At 67.6% G+C, this 20648-nt stretch carries 20 protein-coding genes; 8 read left to right on the top strand and 12 right to left on the bottom strand.

Translation table 11 applies throughout. The annotated features are described in order from the left end of the window. Positions 1-90 precede the first annotated feature (90 nt). Both RTX79_RS05535 and RTX79_RS05530 read left to right on the top strand, forming a co-directional pair. Positions 91-753, top strand: coding sequence for an SDR family oxidoreductase (locus RTX79_RS05535; protein ID WP_312682523.1), 663 nt, complete (start codon positions 91-93; stop codon positions 751-753). A gap of 32 nt (positions 754-785) precedes the next feature. After that, entirely contained in the window at positions 786-1628 is an 843-nt protein-coding gene (locus RTX79_RS05530; RefSeq protein WP_312682521.1) for an isocitrate lyase/PEP mutase family protein, read from the top strand. 98 nt (positions 1629-1726) lie between these two features. Here the strand turns inward: RTX79_RS05530 and RTX79_RS05525 are convergent, their stop codons facing one another. From RTX79_RS05525 to RTX79_RS05480, 10 genes are all read right to left on the bottom strand, one after another. Beyond that, on the bottom strand, positions 1727-2428 hold the full coding sequence (locus RTX79_RS05525) for an MOSC domain-containing protein (protein WP_312682519.1): 702 nt from the start codon (positions 2426-2428) through the stop codon (positions 1727-1729). Beyond that, positions 2425-3135, bottom strand: coding sequence for a FadR/GntR family transcriptional regulator (locus RTX79_RS05520; RefSeq protein ID WP_312682518.1), 711 nt, complete (start codon positions 3133-3135; stop codon positions 2425-2427). Before RTX79_RS05520 ends, RTX79_RS05525 begins: the two co-directional genes overlap by 4 nt. Before the next feature lie 82 nt (positions 3136-3217). Continuing rightward, the gene (locus RTX79_RS05515; RefSeq protein WP_312682517.1) at positions 3218-5065 is read right to left on the bottom strand and encodes an NPCBM/NEW2 domain-containing protein; all 1848 of its coding nucleotides are present in this window, start codon (positions 5063-5065) and stop codon (positions 3218-3220) included. 11 nt (positions 5066-5076) lie between these two features. Further along, positions 5077-6639, bottom strand: coding sequence for a sodium/sugar symporter (locus RTX79_RS05510; protein WP_312682515.1), 1563 nt, complete (start codon positions 6637-6639; stop codon positions 5077-5079). A gap of 83 nt (positions 6640-6722) precedes the next feature. Further along, the gene (locus tag RTX79_RS05505; RefSeq protein WP_312682512.1) at positions 6723-7601 is read right to left on the bottom strand and encodes a 2-dehydro-3-deoxygalactonokinase; all 879 of its coding nucleotides are present in this window, start codon (positions 7599-7601) and stop codon (positions 6723-6725) included. After that, on the bottom strand, positions 7598-8515 hold the full coding sequence (locus RTX79_RS05500; RefSeq protein ID WP_312682510.1) for an SMP-30/gluconolactonase/LRE family protein: 918 nt from the start codon (positions 8513-8515) through the stop codon (positions 7598-7600). Before RTX79_RS05500 ends, RTX79_RS05505 begins: the two co-directional genes overlap by 4 nt. A gap of 2 nt (positions 8516-8517) precedes the next feature. Continuing rightward, positions 8518-9666, bottom strand: a complete 1149-nt coding sequence (gene dgoD / locus RTX79_RS05495; protein ID WP_312682508.1) for a galactonate dehydratase — start codon at positions 9664-9666, stop codon at positions 8518-8520. After that, positions 9663-10313: a 2-dehydro-3-deoxy-6-phosphogalactonate aldolase gene (locus RTX79_RS05490; protein WP_345784477.1), complete on the bottom strand. Its 651-nt coding sequence runs from the start codon at positions 10311-10313 to the stop codon at positions 9663-9665. Before RTX79_RS05490 ends, dgoD begins: the two co-directional genes overlap by 4 nt. After that, the gene (locus RTX79_RS05485; protein WP_312682503.1) at positions 10285-11052 is read right to left on the bottom strand and encodes an SDR family oxidoreductase; all 768 of its coding nucleotides are present in this window, start codon (positions 11050-11052) and stop codon (positions 10285-10287) included. The genes RTX79_RS05490 and RTX79_RS05485 overlap by 29 nt, the downstream gene beginning before the upstream one ends. Then, entirely contained in the window at positions 11049-12050 is a 1002-nt protein-coding gene (locus tag RTX79_RS05480; RefSeq protein WP_312682501.1) for an aldose epimerase family protein, read from the bottom strand. Before RTX79_RS05480 ends, RTX79_RS05485 begins: the two co-directional genes overlap by 4 nt. Before the next feature lie 451 nt (positions 12051-12501). On the opposite strand from RTX79_RS05480, the gene RTX79_RS05475 reads away from it, so the two are divergent. Then, positions 12502-14040: a M4 family metallopeptidase gene (locus RTX79_RS05475; RefSeq protein WP_312682500.1), complete on the top strand. Its 1539-nt coding sequence runs from the start codon at positions 12502-12504 to the stop codon at positions 14038-14040. A gap of 69 nt (positions 14041-14109) precedes the next feature. On the opposite strand, the gene RTX79_RS05470 is transcribed toward RTX79_RS05475, so the two are convergent. Beyond that, positions 14110-15117, bottom strand: coding sequence for a LacI family DNA-binding transcriptional regulator (locus RTX79_RS05470; RefSeq protein ID WP_312682499.1), 1008 nt, complete (start codon positions 15115-15117; stop codon positions 14110-14112). Between the two features lie 93 nt (positions 15118-15210). Here RTX79_RS05470 and RTX79_RS05465 point away from each other — a divergent pair, with 93 nt between their 5' ends. Genes RTX79_RS05465 through RTX79_RS05445 form a run of 5 tightly spaced genes read left to right on the top strand, consistent with a single transcriptional unit; the run spans position 15211 to position 19843 of the window. Further along, a complete protein-coding gene (locus RTX79_RS05465) occupies positions 15211-16263 on the top strand; it encodes a sugar phosphate isomerase/epimerase family protein (RefSeq protein ID WP_312682498.1) in 1053 nt (350 codons plus the stop codon). A 27-nt stretch (positions 16264-16290) separates the two neighbouring features. Further along, positions 16291-17508 carry a nucleoside permease gene (locus tag RTX79_RS05460; protein WP_309684076.1) on the top strand — a complete coding sequence of 406 codons (1218 nt, stop codon included), beginning with the start codon at positions 16291-16293 and terminating at the stop codon, positions 17506-17508. Positions 17509-17520: 12 nt separating this feature from the next. After that, a complete protein-coding gene (locus tag RTX79_RS05455) occupies positions 17521-18645 on the top strand; it encodes a Gfo/Idh/MocA family protein (protein WP_312682494.1) in 1125 nt (374 codons plus the stop codon). A 19-nt stretch (positions 18646-18664) separates the two neighbouring features. Continuing rightward, positions 18665-19528, top strand: coding sequence for a sugar phosphate isomerase/epimerase family protein (locus RTX79_RS05450; RefSeq protein WP_312682492.1), 864 nt, complete (start codon positions 18665-18667; stop codon positions 19526-19528). A gap of 18 nt (positions 19529-19546) precedes the next feature. After that, positions 19547-19843: a c-type cytochrome gene (locus RTX79_RS05445; RefSeq protein WP_312682490.1), complete on the top strand. Its 297-nt coding sequence runs from the start codon at positions 19547-19549 to the stop codon at positions 19841-19843. A 29-nt stretch (positions 19844-19872) separates the two neighbouring features. Here RTX79_RS05445 and RTX79_RS05440 read toward each other — a convergent pair whose 3' ends face one another. After that, a complete protein-coding gene (locus tag RTX79_RS05440; RefSeq protein WP_312682488.1) occupies positions 19873-20616 on the bottom strand; it encodes a 3-keto-disaccharide hydrolase in 744 nt (247 codons plus the stop codon). Positions 20617-20648: the final 32 nt, after the last annotated feature.

Below are 20648 nucleotides of genomic sequence, written 5' to 3'. Positions count from 1 at the left end.
GAAAAAAAAGAAGAGCGCGCGTGGGCCGCTACATGGTGGCAACGTTGGGTGGCGCATGGTGGGGTCCCTTTCCTGTCTGGAGTGCTCGGTATGAGCCAGGTCTTTGTGGTGGGTGCGGCTGGCAAGGTCGGGCGGCACCTGGTGCGGCAGTTGGCGGAGCGCGGCCACCGCGTGCGGGCCCTGCATCGCAAGGCGGAACAGGCTGATGCGCTGCGGTCCGATGGCGCGCTGCCGGTGTCCGGGGACCTGCAGCAGTTGGATGCGGTGGGCCTGGCGGAACTGCTGGCCGGGAGTGACGTCGTGGTGTTTTCGGCCGGCGCCGGCGGCAAGGGCGGCGTGGAGACCACGCGTGCCATCGATGGGCGCGGACTGCAGGTCGCGGTGGATGCGGCGCGGCGTGCCGGCGTGCAGCGCTTCCTGCTGGTCTCTGCGTTCCCGGAAGCCGGACGTGGCACCTCGGTATCGGACACCTTCGAGGTCTACATGGAGGTCAAGAAGCAGGCCGATGTGTACCTGGCCGGGTCCGGGCTGGAGTGGGTGATCCTGCGGCCGGGCACGTTGTCCGATGCCGAGGGCACCGGGCTTGTAACGGCCGGCCCGGCCATCGCCTACGGCGAGGTGCCGCGTGCCGACGTGGCCGCTACCCTGGTGGCCCTGGTCGAGCGCCCCACCATTGCGCGGGCGATCATCGAACTGACCGCGGGCAGCACGCCGGTAGGCGAGGCGCTGCACTATCTTGCTCCGCAGGCCTGACACCCCCTCCACCGCCCACCGGGATTTCCCGCATGCCCACGCCCGATATCGGCGAACGCCGCCGACAGTTCCGCGCCCTGCACCAGCACGGCTGCTTCGTACTTCCCAACCCCTGGGATGTCGGCAGCGCGCGTTACCTGCAGAGCGCAGGCTTCAAGGCCCTGGCCTCGACCAGTTCCGGCCACGCCTGGAGCCAGGGCAAGGCCGATGGCGGTGAGGACCTGGAGCAGGTACTGGCGCACCTGCGCGACATGGTCGATGCCACTTCGCTGCCGCTGAACGCGGATTTCGGTGATGGCTTCGGCGCGACCCCGGCCGATGTCGAACGTGCCGTCCTGCGCGCGATCGACACCGGCGTGGCCGGGCTGTCCATCGAAGATGCCGGGCCGAATGCGTTCCAGCCGCTGCGGCCCCTGGATGAAGCATTGGACCGGCTGCGTGCCGCGCGCGCGGCGATCGACCGTTCGGGTGCAGACGTGATGCTGATCGGTCGTGCCGAGAATTTCTTCGTCGGCCAACCCGACATCGACGACACCCTGATGCGCCTGCGCGCCTATGCCGATGCGGGCGCGGACTGCCTGTATGCACCGGGCATCGTGCAGCGTACGCACATCGAGGCGGTGGTGGCCGCCGTGGCACCCAAGCCGGTGAACCTGCTGGTCGGTGGACCCAGCGCGTTCACCCTGCAGGACATCGCGGCGATGGGCGTGCGGCGGGTCAGCCTGGGCGGCGCACTGGCACGCGCGGCCTGGGGCGGTTTCATGCAGGCCACGCAGTTGCTGCAGGAACAGGGAAGCTTCGCCGGACTGCAGGGCGCAACACCGGGCGCCACGTTGAATGCCTTGTTCGACGCGCCCCTCCACCGCGATGCCTGATGCAGGCCGCCGGGCATGGCGATGCCGGTCGTCCTGACCGTCACTCTCCGGGCCGTCGCGAGCGACGTTGGCAGCGCCTCCTGTCGCTGCCTTCGCCGCTACGGGTTATCCGGTCCCTGCAACCGAGACTGCCAGGATTCCACTTCGTTGCGCTGCAGCCGGTTGGACAGCAGCTTCTTCCACGATTCGGTCAGCGGCAATCGGCTGGCTTCCTCCAGCACGCTGCGCTCCAGCGTCCGGTCGAACAGCACATGGCCCAGCCGGCGCAACGGCCAGTCCGGGCACACCCGCTCCACCACCGTCATCGCATCGCCCGGAGCCACCTGCCCGCCTTCCAGCACACGGTAGTACCAGCCGGTGCGACCGCTGGACTGCATGCTGCGTGCCACGTCCGGCAGCCCGAAGCGGTCGTTGAGCTTCCAGCAGGGCTGGCGGCCCTGTGATACCTGCAGGGTGGCCGTGCCGACCCGGATCACGTCGGCCAGGTGGATCGTATCTTCGGTCCAGCCGGTGCTGGAAAAGTTTTCGCCGAAGGCCCCACTCCCCGCCAGCAGCGGATGCGGATGTCCTTCGCGCCAGAAGGGATAGTGGTCGAAGGGATAATGATGGATGGCTTTTTCCGGCCCCCCGTGCACGCGGCGATCGCCCTGTTCATCGCCTTCGATGCCTTCGGCATGAATGCGCACGGCCTGGATGACCGGCGATTTGGCGATCGCACTGCAGCTTCCGGGCCGCGTGTACGGCACCGCGCGTCCGGTATGGATCGCGTCCAGGGTCACCTCGGGCGGTATCGTGCTCATCGCGGTGCGGGCGCCTCGCTGCGCAGGTTGCTGCGGGAATCGGCAATCATCTCCAGCATCGCCTGCCGGGCCTGTTCGGGCTGCTGCGCGGCGATGGCTTCATGCACGCGCGCATGTCGTGGCAGCGAATACTTGAAGTCCGCATCGGCCTTGCGCGCGGACAGCAGCAGGTAACTCCCCAGCGCGGTTTCGATCACGCTGAACAGCGGGCGCAGCAGTGCATTGCCGGTCGCGTCCAGCACGGCATGGTGGAAGCGCAGATCTGCTGCCGCCCAGGCCTCCATGTCTTCGGACGCCGCCATCGCGGCGTACGCCTGGCCGATACGCGCCAACTGGGCATCGGTACGCCGCTGCGCGGCCAGCGCGGCTGCCGGCGGCTCGATCAGTTCGCGCATCTCCGCCAGTTGCTCGACGAACGCAAGCGTGGGCAACGCCGCGCCGTGCCAGGACAGTACGTCCGGATCCAGCAGGTTCCAGTGTTTGGACTCCCGCACCCGCGTGCCGATCTTCTGGCGGGTTTCGATCAGCCCCTTGGACCCCAGCACACGCAGTGATTCGCGCAGCGCGGTGCGGCTGACCTGCAGCTGCAACGCCAGCAGTTCTTCGCGCGGCAGTATTTCCCCGGGCTTGTACTGGCCAGCCACGATCAGCTTGCCCAGCTCATGCACGATCTGCCCATGCAGGCTACGACTGGACGTCGCCATCATGTCCGGACCTGGTCGGGGGCGCGTGGTTGTTGCATGCCGCCAGTATAGACCGGCCCTGCGCATGCCCCCGGCGGGCCTGCGGTCACTGCAGGCCCGCGCCGGCCCAGGCCACCACCGGAGCGGGGCCGCCTGCTGCCGTGCTGGCCGCCTCGGCCACCAGTTCCAGCACCTGCACACCGTCCAGCCCGACCGCGATCCGCACCGGTGCCTGGCCGCGCCCGACCGGCGCGCTGGTGAACAACGGCTTGCCGTCTCCGTAGACCTTGAACACCACCTTGGCCGAAGCGGCGGCGGTACTGTCATCCACGCCCGCCAGCGCAGTGAAGCGCTTGAAATCGCGCGCTGCCAGCACTTCAAGACGGGAGTTGGCGTGGATGCCGATCCCCCGCGCGTAGGACGTGCCGGCGATGCGCAGCGGCTCGCCCTGCGGCGTGCGGTCCACCCGCGGCGTGCCCGATACCTCGGCCGGCCGGGCGCTGTAACCGGGCAGGCCATCCACCGCCACATGGATGCGGCCGGTGATCTCGCCCAGTGAAATGCCGTCGCGGGTATCCGGCGTCCCGCTGACCTTCAGCAGCACCGCGCCGTGGGCTGGCAGGGTGAATCCCAGACCGCCTCCGGTGGCTGCGATGTCGCGCTGTTCCCACAGGTCGCGGGCATGCAGGGGCGCTGCGTCGCTGAGCAGCATCTGCGCAGCGCTCACCCGTGCCTGCACCGTTGCCTCGCCCCGGTTGAACAGCAGCACGCCGCGTTCGCCGCGGGCGGACAACGGCTTGACCAGCACCTGCACGGGCCCGTCGCTGGCCACGATGCGCCCCTGGTTGCCGGCCGGATCCTGGTTCAGCGCGATCACCTCCGGATTGGACAGCAGCGCCACCTGTGCGGGGGTCGCATGGTTCACATCGAAGCCCACCAGCAGCGGCGCCGCCAGGATGGCCCACATCGAAAAGTGCGTGCGTGCTTCGGTCATGTGGTCGGCACCGAACTCACCCAGTCCCACCGCCAGCATGTCCGGATCATTCCAGCGCCCCGGACCGGCATACAGTTCCCGGCGCGATGCGGTGTCGAAGTTGTGCAGCATGCTTTCCCAGGTCATTTCGATGTCCGCGCTGGTGCGCCACAGGTTGCCGTGGCGGCCGCCCCAGTTGCCCACGCCGGCTTCGCCCCATGGACAGATCGACAGCACGAAGTCGTTGTCCGGATTGAGCTGTGCCAGCAGCCTGCCGACCCGCGCGTACGCACCTTCGACCTTGTCCGCGTCGGTGGCCTGGGCGTCGGCACGCACGATCAACGGACGCCCTTCGCGGTAGGTCGCGCTCGCCAGCGCCTTGCTGCCCTGCCCGAAATCGGCCAGCCCGCAGGCGTCGACCTTGATGTAGTCGAACCCCCATTCCCCGAACATCGTGGCCAGGTCGCTGGCCTCGAAGCCTTCCAGGCCGATCTCGCGCTGCGCGGTCGTGCCCACCGGCAGGTTGGGGCTGTGCGCGTCGTGCGCCTGCGAGCACGCGTTGCGCCCCACGTCGGTGTACAGCCCGGCCTTGAAGCCCATCGCATGCAGGTGGTCGGTCCACGGCCGCAGGCTGGGCGGCCCGCTGCGGCTGGCCGCCATCGGGAACATGCTCGTGCGGATCTGGATGCCGCCGTCGGCGCGACGCTGCAGCCACCAGCCATCGTCGATGTTGATGTAACGGTAGCCGGCCTGCTGCATGCCGTTGCGCTTGATGGTTTCGGCCACCGACAGGATCTTGTCCTGGGTGACTTCGGTACGGAACGCATTCCATGGGTTCCAGCCCATCGGCGGCGTGGCCGCGGCGCCATGTCCGTACACGCTGAAGCGTGCGCTGGGCTGCAGGTCCTGGCGGGACTCGGCGGCCATGCCGGACAACGGAACCAACGCCAATGCGACGGCAAGCAGGGTCGTGCGGGTCATGCTTTCTCTCCTCACCAGAACAGGGTGTACAGGGCGATCAGGATCGCGACGACCGCAATGGCCCCCACGTTGAAGGACGGGCGTGTTGCATACACCACGTCATCGGTGCGCACCACGTCCCTGGCCGGCGCGGCGGGCGTGGCAAGGGACACACCCACCGCCAGCAGCAGCGCCAGCAGGAACACCAGGCCGACCCGATCAATGAACGGCAAGGACGGCCAGGCCAGCTTCAGCACCACCGACAGCACGAACGAACCCACCGCCGCGGCCAGTGCACCGGCTTCGTTGGCGCGCTTCCAGAACAGGCCCAGCAGGAAGATCACCACGATGCCGGGAGTGAAGAAGCCGGTGTATTCCTGGATGTACTGGAACGCCTGGTCGAAGCTGCCCAGCAGCGGCTTGGCGGCCAGGATGCCCAGCACCACCGTCACCGCCGCGGCGATGCGGCCCACGCGCACCAGCGTGGCCTCGTCATGCGGTCCTTTGCGCTGGGCGTAGAAATCCAGGGTGAAGATGGTCGCCACGGAATTGATCTTCGAGGCGAGCGACGCCACGATCGCCGCCACCAGCGCGGCGAATACCAGGCCGAGGATGCCGGTGGGCAGCAGCCGCATCATGGTCGGATAGGCCTGGTCCGGTGCGTCCAGGCCCGGTGCCAGCATCACCGCAGCGATGCCCGGCACCACCACGATGACCGGCATCAGCAGCTTCAGGAAGGCAGCGAACAGCACGCCCTTCTGCGCCTCGCCGATGTCCTTGGCCGCCAGCGCGCGCTGGATGATGTACTGGTTGAAGCCCCAGTAACTGAGGTTCATGATCCACAGCCCACCCACCAGCACGCTGATGCCCGGCAGGTCCTTGTAGAACGGGTTGTCCTTGCTGAGGATCATTTCGAAGTGGCCCGGATGCGCCTCCCACAGACGCTGCACGCCGGCCACGATGCCGGCGCCCTCGCCCAGCTGGCTGAGCGTCAGACCGGTCACCAGCAGCCCGCCCAGCACCAGCAGTGACACCTGCACGATGTCGGTCAGCGCCACCGCTTTCAGGCCGCCGTACAACTGGTACAGCAGCGCGAACACGCCGATCAGCACCACCGCCAGCATCTGGTCCATGCCGGTGACCTGGCTGACCGCGATTGCGCCCAGCCACAGGATGGAGGTGACGTTGACGAACACATACAGGCCCAGCCAGAACACCGCCATCAGCGTGCGGATGCGGCTGCCGTAACGCTGCTCCAGGAACTGCGGCATGGTGTAGATGCCATTGCGCAGGAACACCGGCAGGAACCACTTGCCGACGATCAGCAGGGTCAGCGCGGCCATCCACTCGTAGGAGGCGATCGCCAGCCCGATCGCATAGCCCGAACCGGACATGCCGATGATCTGTTCGGCGGAGATGTTGGCGGCAATCAGCGAGGCGCCGACCGCCCACCACGGCAGCGACTTGCTGGCCAGGAAGTAGTCCTTGGCGTCCTTGGCGTGGCCGGCTTTCTCACGCGAAACCCACTGCGCCAACACGAATACGCCGGCCAGGTAGACCAGTACGATGGAGGTATCGAGCACCGAAAGTTGCATGTCCTGCTTCCTTGAGACGAGTGCGGTGGCGTGCCACCGGCGTTCGGAGATGAAACAAGTAACCCCTTGCCTTGCGCCTGCGCTTATATCGGCAGCTCACGCGCCCGCGCGAGCAGGTACAGGCCGCGGGCCACGGTATCTTCGGCATGCCGCGTCGCCGTCCGGCCCACCAGCGCCAACGCGGACAGGTAGGCGTCGGCCAGGCCCTCTGCCGCGATCACGTGCACCGGTGCGCTGTGCGCATCGAGGTCCTGCAGTTCAGTGCCTATGAGCAGGCCGGACAGGTAGCTGGCCAGCTGCGCCGGCAGCAACTGGTCGAACAGCGCGCGGGTGCGCACGCCGAACAGCTGATGCAGCAGGCTGCCGTCGCGCGCGGCCATCGCCACGCCCTCGGCAAAGGCCGCCGCATCCAGCGGCGCATCGACCATCATCCGGCCCAGCAGGCTGTGCTGGCGCAGCACCGCGAACAGCTCGCCGGTCATGAAGGTGCTGAACCGTTCGATGCGTCCGTCCACCACGCGTGCATGCTTGCTATGCGTACCCGGCAGCAGCACGACGTGCCGGCCCGGCCCCAGCACTGGCAGCAGTGCACACAACTGGGTTTCCTCGCCGCGCATCACATCCGGTGTTCCGTGCACGTCCATGCAGCTCAGTCCAGGTACCAGCCAGAGTTCGCGCTGGACGGCCGCCGATTGCAGCCTGCGCATGCCCGCTGCGATCTCCTGCACCCCTGCGGGCGCCTGCACGTACGGCACTTCCATCCAGCCCTGGCGGCTGCCGATCATGCCCGCCATCACCACCAGCGCATCGTCCCAGCCGTCGATCAGCGTCTCCAGCACCTCGGCAAAACGGCCATCGGCGTTCAACAGCCCCTGGTCGGAGCGCCGGCTGTCCACGCGGTGTCCGTCACGGTCCAGGCGGAACGCGCGCAGGCTGGAGCTGCCCCAGTCGATGGCGATCATGCGTCCGTGAACCGCAGGTCGGGCAGGCCACGCGCACCCTCGAGCGAAACCCGGAAGACCCCGCCGCTGGTCGGCTGGTCCTGCAGCATCGCCACATCCAGCCCATCGCGGGCCGAGGTGACATACAAGGTGCCGAGACCATCGCCGGCAAACGCCACGCAGGTAGGTTGCAGGGCCGGCACCGGCAGGATCCGATCGACCTCGCCAGCGGCGGAGTAGCGCACCACCCTGCCCGCTCCCCACTGCGCGCCCCACACCCGCCCGTCGGCATCCACGACGGCCCCATCCGGCTCGGCTCCGCCATCGATCACCGCGAACACTCGCGGATCGCTGACCGTCGCCGTGGCGGCGTCGTAGCCGGCGTGCATGATCCTTCCCTGCAGCGAATCGCAGTAGTACAGGCCCTGGCCATCAGGATCGAAACAGATGCCGTTGGCGATCGCCACCGGTTCAAGCGCCAGCGCGCGCAGCCCCTGCGCAATGGAGTACTGATGGAACCGCGCGGTGCGCGCACGCGCTGGATCTTCGTTGATGCAGCCGAACACGAAGTTGCCGTTCCGGTCCAGGCGACCGTCATTGATGCGCAGCGCGGCGCCGTCCATCGGCACCTCGCACACCTGCTCGCAGTTCAACCCTGCGCCGGGTTCCTCGCGCGAGGGGTCGGCGAAATACAGCGCTTTTTCCATGCCCAGCAGCAACCGACCCGATTCGCACAGCGCCAGCGATCCCACCCGTCCCGGCGTGCTCCACCACTGCGCGCTGCCGGTATCCGGGTTGCCGCGCCAGATCCGTCGGCCGTTGATGTCGGTCCACCACAGCACGCGCTCGCGCGCACACCAGGTGATGCTTTCGCCCAGCGTGCAACGGCTGTCAAACGCCAATGCGGCCGTCGGCAGGATACCGTCCCCGCTCATGCTCACCATTCGGCCACGCTCCCGTCTTCGTGCCGCCACAAAGGATTGCGCCAATCACCGGCACGGCGCGCGCGTTCGACCACCACCTCCTCGTCGATCTCCACGCCCAGCCCCGGCTGGGTGAAGGGCAGCATCGAACCGTTGTGCAGGGTGAAGGCGTCCTTGTTCCTGACGTAGTCCAGCAGCTCGCCATCGGCGTTGTAATGGATGCCGATGCTCTGCTCCTGCAGTACCGCGTTCCAGCTGGCGAAGTCCACGTGCAGGCAGGCCGCCAGCGCCACCGGGCCGAGCGGGCAATGCGGCGCCAGCGCCACGTCGTGGGCTTCGGCAATCGCAGCGATCTTCATGCATTCGGTGATGCCGCCGGCATGCGAAAGATCCGGTTGCACGATCGACAGGCCACCTGCAGCGAACACGCTCTTGAACTCGGTGCGCGAGAACATCCGCTCACCAGCCGCCAGCGGAATGGCGGTCTGTTCGGCCAGGCGCGGGTAATACTCGGCCTGTTCGGCCAGCACCGGTTCTTCGATGAACAACGGGCGGTAGGGTTCCAGTTCGCGGATCAGCGTCTTGGCCATCGGCCAGCCCACGCGTCCGTGGAAATCCAGGCCGAACTCGATGCTCTGGCCGAACGCTTCGCGTATTTCGGCCACCTTGGCCACGGCCGCGTCGATGGTGCGGCTGGGCGCCAGCAGCGGCATCTCTTCGCAGGCGTTGAGCTTGAAGGTGTCATAGCCCAGCGCCACGCGTGCACGGATCTGTTCGATGATGTCGGCCGGCCGGTCGCCGCCGACCCAGCAATAGGTCTTCATGCGGTCGCGCACCAGCCCGCCCAGCAGCTGGTACACCGGCACGCCCAGCGCCTTGCCCTTGATGTCCCACAGCGCCTGGTCGATGCCGGCCAGTGCGCTCATGAACACCGCGCCGCCGCGATAGAAGCCCCCGCGGTACATCACCTGCCAGTGGTCGTTGATGCGCGCCGGATCCTTGCCGACCAGCTGCTCGCCCAGTTCGTGCACGGCCGCTTCCACGGTGCGCGCACGGCCTTCGATGACCGGCTCGCCCCAGCCGACCACGCCTTCGTCGGTCTCGATCTTCAGGAACATCCAGCGCGGCGCCACGCGATAGGTACTCAGGCGGGTGATCTTCATGCGTTGGTCCTCCGCAAGGCAGCAACGAAGGCGTCCGCATGCTGGGCCGTGGTAGCTGCATCCTGGCCGACGCGGTACAGCTCCCCGCCCAGTCCGGCACCGGCGCAACCGGCCTGCAGGTACTCGGCCAGATTGCCGGGGCCGATGCCGCCCACCGCATACAGCGGCACATCGGCCGGCAGCACGGCCTTCAGCGCACGCACATAGCCCGGGCCGAACTGCGAGGCCGGGAACAGCTTCAGGCGCTGCGCACCGGCGGCCACTGCAGCGAAGGCCTCGCTGGCGGTGGCAAACCCGGCTGCGATATCCAGTCCACGCGAACGTGCATGCGCGATCACCAGCGGGTTCGTATTCGGCGTCACCATCAGCCGCGCGCCGCTGTCCGCCAGACGGTCCACGTCGGCGATGTCCAGCACGGTGCCGGCGCCGACCTCGGCGTGGCCGTCGGCTTCCTGCAGGGCCAACTGCACGCTGCCCAGCCAGTCCGGCGAGTTGGTCGGTATTTCAATCTGGCTGATGCCGGCGTCGATCAGCACGCGCACGTGCGCACGCACCTCGTCTGGGGTGATGCCGCGCAGGATCGCGATCAGCGGGAGCGGGGAAGGGGTCATGGTTGGCTCAGTAGTAAAGTTGGCTGCGGCCGCCATCGATCAGGATGTCGGCGGCATTGATGAAGCGGGCTTCGTCGCTGGCCAGGAACAGCGCGGTCTGGGCGACTTCCGACGCTTCGCCGATGCGTTTCGGTGGCAGCAGCGCTTCCTGTTCCCGGCGCGCCTGCGCGGGATCGGGCTGCGATTCGAACCAGCGTTCGATGCGGTCCACCAGGATCAGCCCGGGCGAGATGGAGTTGAAGCGGAGGCCTTTGTCGGCGTATTCCAATCCGAGTGCCTTGGTCAGGCCGATCAACGCGTGCTTGGCCACGTTGTACGGGAAGGCGCCCTGGATGATGCGATGGCCGTGCACGGAGGCGATGTTGACCACCGATCCCCTGCCCTGCCGCAGCATGCACGGCAACACCGCGCGGGCGAAGTTCCAATGGCCGCCAAGGTTGACGTCCAGGTTGCGCTGCCAGGTCTGCGAAGACAGCTCCAGCGGTGTGGAAAACACATCCATGCCGGCATTGCTGACCAGCACGTCAACCTGGCCGTAGGCTGACACCACGCGTTCCACGAACGCCGCCACGGCATCGGCATCGCTGACATCGCCCTGCTGGAACAGCGCACAAACCGCGTCGTCGGCGCCGGGCGCGGTCTGGTCGTAGCCGGCCACGATGGCACCGTGCGACTGGAACAGTCCGGCGATGGCACGGCCGATGCCGTTGGCCGCACCGGTGACGATGGCTACCTTGCCAGCCAGCCGCTGGGCGGGGTCAGTCACTGCATTCATGGGGTGTCCTTGCTGAAGCGATAACGGATGCGGTTGCGGTAGACCGCACCGGGCTGCAACGTGATGTCCGGAAAGCCGGGCTGGTTCATCGCATCGGGAAAGGCCTGCGGTTCAATGCAGATGGCCGCGCGCGCCTGGTACGCCCTGCCCGATGCACCCTGCAGGCTGCCGTCCAGGAAGTTTCCCGAATACACCTGCACGCCCGCCTGGTCGCTCGACACGTCCAGCACGCGGCCGGAATGCGGATCATGCAGGCGCGCCGCCGCGCGAACGCCGGCGCCTGCCGGGGTATCGAGAATCCAGTAGTGATCCAGGCCCCCGGCGAGCTGCAGCTGCGCATCGCCCCTGACTGACAGCGCGTCGCCGATCACGCGCGCGCGGCGGAAGTCGAACGCGCTGTCGGCGACGTCGCGCACCTGGCCGGTGGGGAGCAGCGCAGCATCGAGCGCCACCGTGCGCGACGCAGGCAGCGTCAGAAGATGCGCGTCCACCGGGCCCGCTCCTTCGCCCGCCAGGTTCCAGAACGGATGGTGGGTCAGGTTGACCACCGTGGGGCGGTCGCAGGTGGCGGCGTAGTCCACGTGCAGGGTGTCGTTGTCATCCAGCCGATAGTCCACGGTGACCGTCAGCGCGCCCGGGAAGCCCTGGTCGCCATGCGGGCTGACCAGCTGCAGCCGCGCCCGGTCACGGCGCACGCCCAGCCATTGCCAGTCCCGTGCATCGAATCCCTCGGGCCCGCCATGGTGGGTGGTGAGGCCATCGACCGAATCAAGCCGGTGATGCTGGCCGCCGAGCATGAAGCCGGCCGTGCTGATGCGCCCAGCCACCCGGCCGATGCTGGCACCGAGAAACGCCCGACCCGATGTCCGCTGGCGCTGCGGGGCATGGCCCAGCACCACGTCTGCGAGCTGCCCATCACGGTCCGGCACCCACATGCCCGCCAGCGCGGCGCCGCGCTGCGCGATCTCTGCCCGAAGCCCTTGGGCGTTTGCCAGCATCACCATGCAATCCACGCTCCACGCCAGGAAACTCCAGGGACACCACGATTCCACAGGTTCGAATGCGGTGCGACGCGGCCTTCGGCCTGAACGGCAATTAATCAAATAATACTACAATTGAAAAGTTGCACTGCAGCATGCAGTTCGTCCTGCATGCCTGGCTGTCATTCACTACCCCCTCCAGCTCCGGCAAGTTTGCCGGCGCTACGGCGCGAAGGGTCAGCCACTCACGTGCACGAGGGTAAGGGATGGCGAGGATCCCGCCAGGATTTCAAGCCAATTCCCCCTGGCACCCTGCTGGCCCGTGCTGCTCCCTTACAGACCATCGCATCCGGCGCCGTTGCCGCGCCGAGCGCCCCGCACCACGGTGTCCTCGTCGGCGCTATCCCCTGAAAACACGGTCTTCCGCAGGGCTACCGCTCCGGCATCCATCCAGCGAGGAGCGCCACCCATGATCCACCTGCCGTCCCGCAGCATGCTGTCCCTCACCCTGCTTTCCGCCGCGATGCTCGCCGCACCCGCGGCAGCGGCCGAGCGCATTCCCCTGCATCGACTCGACCTCGCCGCGACCCCGGCGTTGGCCCACCGCAGCGCTGACGCCGCTGCACTGCCATCGATGCTCGGGCTGGATGCTGGTTCCAGCCTGCAGCTGCTGTCCAGCCACACCGACCGCAACGGCGTGCAGCACCAACGCTTCGAACAGTTGCACCAGGGCGTACCGGTGTTCGGTGAACATGTGGTGGTCGCCACCGCTGCCACGGGCCAGGTGCGCAGCCTGTTCGGCACGGCGGTTGCCTCGCTGCAGGCCGATCTTCCCGATGTGACACCCCGCATCGACGGTGCGCGGGCTGCGGCCATCGCCAAGGCCAGTGCCCCCGGCATGCGCGCCGGCGGCATGCAGGTACAGAACCAGAACCAGCGCCTGATGATCCACCTCGATGCGCACGCCGTGGCACGGCTGGCATGGGTGGTGGATTTCCTGGCCGAGGGCGAAGACCAGCCAGCCACCCGCCCTTTCACCATCGTCGATGCGATGGACGGCAAGGTGCTTGCACAGTGGGAGGGTCTGGCCACGGCCAACAACGGCATCGGTCCGGGCGGCAACGAGAAGATCGGACAGATCGAATACGGCGCCACCGCGCCCTACCTCGACATCACTGCTTACGGGGCAACCTGCAGCCTGGAAAACGAAAACGTAAAAACCATCAACCTCGACCACGGCCACTCAGGCTCGGTGACCGAAGCGCACCGCTTCAGCTGCCCGCAGAACACCGTCAAAGCCATCAACGGTGCGTACTCGCCCTTGAACGATGCGCACGCCGCCGGCGGCGCCGTGTTCGACATGTACCGCGACTGGCTGGATACCGCGCCCCTGCGCTTCCAGCTGAAGCTTCAGGTCCATTACGGACGCAGTTACGAGAATGCGACATGGAACGGTCGCGTCATGTCCTTCGGTGATGGGCTGTCCATGTTTTATCCGCTCGTTGCACTGGACGTGGTCAGTCATGAGGTATCCCATGGCTTCACCGAGCAGAACTCGGGGCTGATCTACAACGCCCTGCATTCCGGCGGCATGAACGAGGCCTTCTCGGATATGGCTGGCGAAGCTGCCGAGTATTACCTGAAAGGCAGCAACGACTTCCTGGTGGGTGCCGAGATCATCAAGCGTGACGCCGCGCTTCGCTACTTCGAAGATCCCAGCCGGGACGGCAGGTCGATCGGGCACGCGCGCGATTTCCGCCCCGGGCTGAACAATCATTATTCGTCCGGCGTCTACAACAGGGCCTTCTACCTGCTGTCCCATCGCGAGGGCTGGGATACCCGGATGGCGTTCACTGCGATGGCGACGGCCAACCGCAACTACTGGACACCCAGCAGCACGTTTGAAAGCGGCGCCTGCGGCGTCATCAAAGCGGCGTTGGACCTGGATTACCCGATAGAGGATGTGGTGATCGCATTCGATGAGGTCGGCGTGCGCTGCGATGCCTGAGCATCCCGTGGCGTGATGCCAGCAACGAAACCCGGCGGGTATCGCGCCTGCCGGGCTGTCGCCGCGCCGTCATCCCTGGCGGGGCCCGGCCGTCGATCCGCGCAGCATCAGGCTGAACGCCAGCGTCTGCTGAAGCGGGACGTCCCGACCTTCGATGATGGCCAGCAGCAGGTTGACCGCGCAGGCGCCGATGTCCCGCATCGGTTGCCGGATGGTCGTCAACGCCGGCGTCAGGTAACGGGACGACGCGAGATCGTCGAAGCCGACGATGGACAGGTCATCCGGTACGCGGATACCCCGATCCCGGCAGGCCGCCAGCGCGCCCAGCGCCATCTGGTCGCTGAAGCAGAAGATCGCCGTCGGCGCAGGCGTTCGGGCCAACTGCGCCAGCACCGCCGCATGGCCGGATTCCACGGAGAAATCCCCCGGCACGACGCGCAGGCTGCGCAGGCGGCCGTGCGCCTTGCCGGCGGCCCGGGCGCCTTCCAGCCGTTGCTGGTGAAGTGGGTTGTCAGTCGGCCCGCCGACCACCGCGATCCGCTCGTGACCCAGCCCATACAGATGCTCCATCACCGCGCGCGCGGCGGCCGCGTTGTCGATGTGGACGCTGGGAATGCCCAGCGCGGGATCGAACTCACAGCCATTGACCACCGGCGCGGTGGGACCCGACTGCTCGACGATCGCGCGCGCGGTCGGGGGCAGGCGATGGCCCAGCACGATCAGTCCATCGGCCTCGTTGCGCCGGAGCATCTGCGCGTAGCGTTCTTCGCGTTCGGGTTGATGCTGGGTATCGCCCAGCAGCACGGCGTAGCCGAGCGCCTGCGCCGCATCCTCCGCACCCTGCAGGATCTGCGCGAAGAACGGATTGGCGATGTCCGGCACGGTGACCAGGATCTTGCCGCTGCGCTGGGTCTTCAGCGTCCGGGCCACCGTGTTGGGGACATAGCCCAGCGCGGCGGCGGCCTGCTCGATGCGGCTGCGCGTGGCCGGCAGCACTTTGTCCGGGCGGGAAAGCGCGCGCGACACCGTTCCGGCGGAGACGCCGACGTGTTTTGCGATGTCGTAGATGGTGGCCATGGTCGGTTCTGGTTGCCGCTGTGCAGTGCACAACAGGTTTCGCGGGACGTGCTGCTAGGGTAATGCAATCGATTGCATCCAGGGTAACCCCGCTTGAAGACACTCAAGGGTCCCGCGCTGTTCCTGGCGCAGTTCATCGGTGACACCGCTCCTTTTGACCGGCTGGACACGCTGGCCGGCTGGGCTGCGGGGCTGGGCTATTCCGGCGTACAGGTACCGACCGGCGCGCCGCACCTGTTCGACCTGGCCGAGGCCGCGTGCAGCCAGGCGTACTGCGATGACATCGCCGGCATGCTCGGCGCACACGGTGTGCAGATCACCGAACTGTCGACCCACCTGCAGGGCCAGCTGGTCGCCGTGCATCCCGCCTACGACAGCCTGTTCGACGGCTTCGCACCGCCGGACAAACGCGGTGATCCCACCGCCCGCCAGGCCTGGGCGGTGGAGCAGCTGTTGCTGGCCGCCAAGGCCAGCCAGCGCCTCGGGCTGACCGCGCATGCCACGTTCTCCGGCGCGCTGGCCTGGCCGTACTTCTATCCCTGGCCGCAGCGCCCACCCGGGCTGGTGGACGAAGCCTTCGCCGAACTCGCCCGTCGCTGGCGCCCCATCCTGGATGCCTTCGATGCCTGCGGGGTGGACCTGTGCTTCGAAATCCACCCGGGCGAAGACCTGCATGATGGCGCGACCTTCGAGCGCTTCCTGGACGTGGTGGACCACCATCCCCGCGCGAAAATCCTGTACGACCCCAGCCACCTGCTGCTGCAGCAGATCGACTACCTCGGCTTCATCGACCGTTACCACGATCGCATCGGCATCTTCCACGTCAAGGACGCGGAGTATCGGCCCAGCGCGCGCAGTGGCGTATATGGCGGCTACCAAGACTGGATCGACCGTCCGGGACGTTTCCGTTCGCTCGGCGACGGCCAGATCGACTTCAAGGCGATCTTCTCGAAGTTCGCCCAGTACGATTTCCCGGGCTGGGCGGTGCTGGAGTGGGAGTGCTGCCTGAAGCACCCGGAAGATGGCGCACGCGAAGGCGCCGCCATCATCGCCGACCACATCATCCGCGTGACCGAACGGGCCTTCGACGACTTCGCCGACAGCGGCGCGGACACGCAGTCACTGCATCGCATGCTGGGGATCTGAGCCATCACCGCCCTGGGAGGGGTAGCCATGACGTACGCCATGTCGCGCTTGGGCGCGATGATGTTCCTGCAGTTCTTCATCTGGGGCGCATGGTTCGTGACCCTGGGCACGTACCTGGTGCAGGGCCCGCTGCAGGCCAGCGCCAGCCAGGTGGCGACGGCCTTCCTCAGCCAGTCCATCGGCGCCATCGTGGCACCGTTCCTGGTCGGCCTGGTCGCCGACCGCTACTTCGCCGCGCAGCGCATCCTCGCGGTGCTGCACCTGGCCGGCGCGGTGCTGATGTGGATGGCCTCCACGGCGACCGACTTCGGCACGTTCTCCGCCTGCGTCATGGGCTACATGCTGCTGTTCATGCCGACCCTGGCGCTGGCCAACAGCGTGGCGATGCGCCACATGCAATCGCCTGAAAAACAGTTCCCGCTGGTGCGTGTCGCCGGCAGCGTCGGCTGGATCGTGGCGGGCGTGCTGATCGGCTGGTTGGGCTGGGAACAAGCGCATCGGCTCGAGCTGACGTTCCAGATGGCGTCGATCGCCTCGCTGGCACTGGGCCTGTATGCCTTCACCCTGCCGCACACGCCGCCGCTGGCCCGCCAACGCGATGCCGGCATGGGACAGATCCTGGGGCTGGATTCGCTGCGGCTGCTGAAATCACGCTCTTACCTGGTGTTTTTCCTGGCCTCCATCGCCATCTGCATTCCGCTGGCGTTCTACTACAACTTCACCAACCCGTACCTCAATGACCTGGGCGTGCGCGGCGCGGCCGGCCTGCAGTCGCTGGGCCAGGTGTCCGAAGTGCTGCTGATGCTGGCCATGCCGTTCCTGTTCGTGCGGCTGGGGGTCAAGACGATGCTGGCCGTCGGCATGGCGGCCTGGGTGCTGCGCTATGTCATGTTCGCCTTCGGCGATGCAGGCGGCGGCTTCTCGCTGCTGGTGATCGGCATCGTGCTGCATGGCATCTGCTACGACTTCTTCTTCGTCACCGGCCAGATCTACACCGATGCGCATGCCGGCCCCGCCGCGCGCAGCAGCGCGCAGGGGTTCATCACCCTGGCCACGTACGGCGTGGGCATGTTGATCGGCACGTTCCTGTCCGGCGCGGTGGTGGAGCACTACACCACCGCCGCCGGTCCGGACTGGCAGAAGATCTGGCTGTTCCCGGCAGGCGTCGCGCTGGTCGTGCTGATCGCCTTCCTGCTGCTGTTCCGCGACCGGCCGGTCATCGCGGCCGCGCCTTCCACGCCCTGAGGAGCCCACTGGATGAGCACGCTTGGAATCGCCATTGTCGGCACCGGCATGATCGGCGCGGTGCACCGGCGCGCCGCGCTGCTGGCCGGTGCCACGGTCCGCGGCGTGGCCGCCTCTTCGGCGCAGCGCGCAGGCGAGGTGGCGCAGTCGTGGAATGTCCCGCGCGCGTACCGCGATCTCGATGAGGTCCTCGCCGATCCGCAGGTCCAGGTGGTGCACGTGTGCACGCCCAACCACCTGCACCGCGGCATGGCGCAGGCAGCGCTGGAAGCCGGCAAGCACGTCATCTGCGAAAAGCCGCTGGCGACCACGTTGGAGGACGCGCAGGCGCTGGCCGCATTGGCCGCTGCGCGCGGGCGGGTGGCCACGGTGCCTTTCGTCTACCGCTACCACCCGGTGGTGCGCGAGGCCCGCGCGCGCATCGCGCAGGGAGAGCTGGGGCCACTGCACCTGATCCACGGCAGCTACCTGCAGGACTGGCTGCTGGACCCGGCCAGCAACAACTGGCGCGTGGACCCTGCACTGGGCGGCGCATCGCGTGTGTTCGCCGATATCGGATCGCACTGGTGCGACCTGGTGGAATGGGTCGGCGGCGCGCGCTTCGTCGACGTCAGCGCGGCCTTCGCCACCGTGATCGACGAACGTGGTGCCCCGACCGGGCAGAGCTTCAGCACCCCGGCGGCGGGCGGCGCGCGGCAGCCGGTCACCAGCGAGGACGTGGCCGCGGCGATGTTCAGGACCAGCGCCGGTACGCTCGCGTCGTTGACGGTCAGCCAGGTATCGGCGGGCCGCCGCAATCGCCTCTGGTTCGAGATCGATGGCGCCCGTGCCAGCGTGGCGTTCAACCAGGAAGATGCCGAACGGCTGTGGATCGGCCTGCCCGACCAGCGTGAGGAAATCTTCGTGCGTGGGCCGGGCGCCGGCAGTGCCGAACAACGCAGGCTGTCGGTGCTGCCGGCCGGGCATGCGCAGGGCTACGGCGGCTGCTTCGACGCCTTTGTCGCCGACACCTATCGCGCCATCGAGGGCGAGCAGCCGCAGGGCCTGCCCACCTTCGAAGACGGCGTGCGCTCGGCACTGATCGTCGACCGCGTCATTGCATCGGCCAGGACGCGCGCCTGGACCCCCATCGGTTGAATCCCCGGAGGATCTGTTGATGAACATCCCTGCACGCACCGCCACGCTCGCCCTGCTGTTGTGCGCTGCCCTGCCCGCCTTCGCAGGCCCGGCCGCCGCCCCGCAGCAGCCCATCGCGGTGCAGATGTACACGCTGCGCGACGCCGGCACGCTGGACCAGCAGTTGAAGATCGTCCAGGCCGCGGGCGTGCATGCGGTGGAGACGGTCGGCACGCAGGATGTCAGTGCCGCGCAGCTCAAGCAGCTGCTGGACCGCTATGCGATCAAGGCGATTTCATCCCACGTGGCGCTGGCCGACCTGCGCAAGGACCTGGGTGGCGTGGTCGCGTTCAACCGGTTGATCGGCAACACCACGCTGGTGGTGCCCTACCTGGAGGAAAAGGACCGGCCCACCGATGCCGCGGGATGGACCGCATTGGGCCAGGAACTGGGCAGGATCGCCAAGCAGGTGCGCGCCAAGGGCATACATCTGGCGTACCACAACCACGATTTCGAACTGGTCGACTTCAACGGCAGGACCGGTCTGGAGCTGCTGTTCGCCGCGGCCGGGCCGGATCTGCAGACCGAACTGGACCTGGCCTGGGTAGCGCGCGCCGGCCATGACCCGGCGCTGATGCTGGAAAAATTCCAGGGCCGCCTGTTCGCGGTACACGCCAAGGACAACGCGCCGAAAGGCCAGGCCGAAGACGAGGACGGCTTCGCTGCGGTGGGCCAGGGCGTGCTGGACTGGCCCGCGATCCTGCGCGCCGCCGAAGCGGCCGGCGTGCAGTGGTACATCGTGGAGCACGACCATCCACGCGATCCGGCCACCGTCATCAAGACCGGCGCGGACTATCTGCGCGAACACCTGACCGCCCCCCAGCCCGCCGGCGCAGCGCGCTAGCACGCCAAGGACCCCCACGTGAAAAAGATCCTGATACTTGCCGTGGTGCTATCGGCGGCGACCCTCGCGAACCCAGCGTGGTGCAAGGACGATGCTGCTGCCGGCGCGGCGCTCTACGCAACGCACTGCGTCGCCTGCCATGGCGCTGATCGTGCGGGCGTCCCGCCCACGTTCCCCGCCCTGACCGACGTGGGCAAGCGCCTGCAACCGGCGCAGATCAAGGAGAAGATCAGCAAGGGCGGCGGCCTGATGCCGCCGTTCTCCCAGCTGTCAGCACAGGAAATCGACGACATCACCCGCTTCCTGGCCAAGTAGGATCGCGGCGCCGCGAGGGCGCCGCGCGGTCATAGTTCGCGCACCCAGATGTTGCGGTAGCTGACCGCGGAATCGTGTTCCTGCAGGGAGATCGGCGCGCAGTCATGCGGCGCATACGAAGGCGCACCGATGTATTCGGTCCTGCCGGCCAGCACAGTGTCGTCCTGCACCAGCACGCCGTTGTGCAGCACGGTGATGCGCGCCGGTGAGACCAGCCCGCCGCCGGGCGAAAAACGCGGTGCTTTCCAGATGATGTCGTAGGCCTGCCATTCGCCCGGCGCACGCGAGGCGTTCACCAGCGGCATCGCCTGCTTGTAGATCGAGCCGGCCTGGCCATTGGCATAGGTCGGGTTGTTGTAACTGTCCAGCACCTGCAGTTCGTACCGGTCCTGCAGGAAGATGCCACTGTTGCCGCGGTTCTGGCCGTCGAATCCTGCGGTTGCGGCGGGCGTGTGCCACTCGACGTGCAGCTGGATATCGCAGAAGCGCTGCCGGGTGCGGATACCCTTGCTGCCCGGCACCACGGTCAGCGCGCCATCGGCGAGCCGCCACGGCACGCGTCCGCCCTGCTCCGACTCCCATGCGGAGACATCCTTGCCATCGAACAGCACGGTCGCGTCGGAGGGCGCGCCGCCCGCGGGCGTGGCCACGCTGGCAGGCACCGGCTTCCACACTTCGGTCCTGGTCGGATCGCGCGCGGGGTCGCCGCCGGACTGCGCGTACACAGACACCGCGGCCAGCAGGCCGGCCGTCACCAGAAGCGGTTTGATCATAGGGATTCCAAGCGTGGGAGGCATGAGCGGAA

It is taken from the genome of Stenotrophomonas chelatiphaga (assembly GCF_032054965.1).
GTDB classification, from domain to species: Bacteria; Pseudomonadota; Gammaproteobacteria; order Xanthomonadales; family Xanthomonadaceae; genus Stenotrophomonas; species Stenotrophomonas chelatiphaga.
This window is presented reverse-complemented; position numbering and strand designations above follow the sequence as displayed.

Excerpts from the sequence above, each read along its gene's own strand:
- RTX79_RS05535 (WP_312682523.1), top strand. The coding sequence starts at position 91 with ATGAGCCAGGTCTTTGTGGTGGGTGCGGCTGGCAAGGTCGGGCGGCAC.
- RTX79_RS05530 (WP_312682521.1), top strand. The coding sequence starts at position 786 with ATGCCCACGCCCGATATCGGCGAACGCCGCCGACAGTTCCGCGCCCTG.
- RTX79_RS05525 (WP_312682519.1), bottom strand. The coding sequence starts at position 2,428 with ATGAGCACGATACCGCCCGAGGTGACCCTGGACGCGATCCATACCGGA.
- RTX79_RS05520 (WP_312682518.1), bottom strand. The coding sequence starts at position 3,135 with ATGATGGCGACGTCCAGTCGTAGCCTGCATGGGCAGATCGTGCATGAG.
- RTX79_RS05515 (WP_312682517.1), bottom strand. The coding sequence starts at position 5,065 with ATGACCCGCACGACCCTGCTTGCCGTCGCATTGGCGTTGGTTCCGTTG.
- RTX79_RS05510 (WP_312682515.1), bottom strand. The coding sequence starts at position 6,639 with ATGCAACTTTCGGTGCTCGATACCTCCATCGTACTGGTCTACCTGGCC.
- RTX79_RS05505 (WP_312682512.1), bottom strand. The coding sequence starts at position 7,601 with ATGATCGCCATCGACTGGGGCAGCTCCAGCCTGCGCGCGTTCCGCCTG.
- RTX79_RS05500 (WP_312682510.1), bottom strand. The coding sequence starts at position 8,515 with ATGAGCGGGGACGGTATCCTGCCGACGGCCGCATTGGCGTTTGACAGC.
- dgoD (WP_312682508.1), bottom strand. The coding sequence starts at position 9,666 with ATGAAGATCACCCGCCTGAGTACCTATCGCGTGGCGCCGCGCTGGATG.
- RTX79_RS05490 (WP_345784477.1), bottom strand. The coding sequence starts at position 10,313 with ATGGCGGCCGCAGCCAACTTTACTACTGAGCCAACCATGACCCCTTCC.
- RTX79_RS05485 (WP_312682503.1), bottom strand. The coding sequence starts at position 11,052 with ATGAATGCAGTGACTGACCCCGCCCAGCGGCTGGCTGGCAAGGTAGCC.
- RTX79_RS05480 (WP_312682501.1), bottom strand. The coding sequence starts at position 12,050 with ATGCTGGCAAACGCCCAAGGGCTTCGGGCAGAGATCGCGCAGCGCGGC.
- RTX79_RS05475 (WP_312682500.1), top strand. The coding sequence starts at position 12,502 with ATGATCCACCTGCCGTCCCGCAGCATGCTGTCCCTCACCCTGCTTTCC.
- RTX79_RS05470 (WP_312682499.1), bottom strand. The coding sequence starts at position 15,117 with ATGGCCACCATCTACGACATCGCAAAACACGTCGGCGTCTCCGCCGGA.
- RTX79_RS05460 (WP_309684076.1), top strand. The coding sequence starts at position 16,291 with ATGACGTACGCCATGTCGCGCTTGGGCGCGATGATGTTCCTGCAGTTC.
- RTX79_RS05455 (WP_312682494.1), top strand. The coding sequence starts at position 17,521 with ATGAGCACGCTTGGAATCGCCATTGTCGGCACCGGCATGATCGGCGCG.
- RTX79_RS05450 (WP_312682492.1), top strand. The coding sequence starts at position 18,665 with ATGAACATCCCTGCACGCACCGCCACGCTCGCCCTGCTGTTGTGCGCT.
- RTX79_RS05440 (WP_312682488.1), bottom strand. The coding sequence starts at position 20,616 with ATGATCAAACCGCTTCTGGTGACGGCCGGCCTGCTGGCCGCGGTGTCT.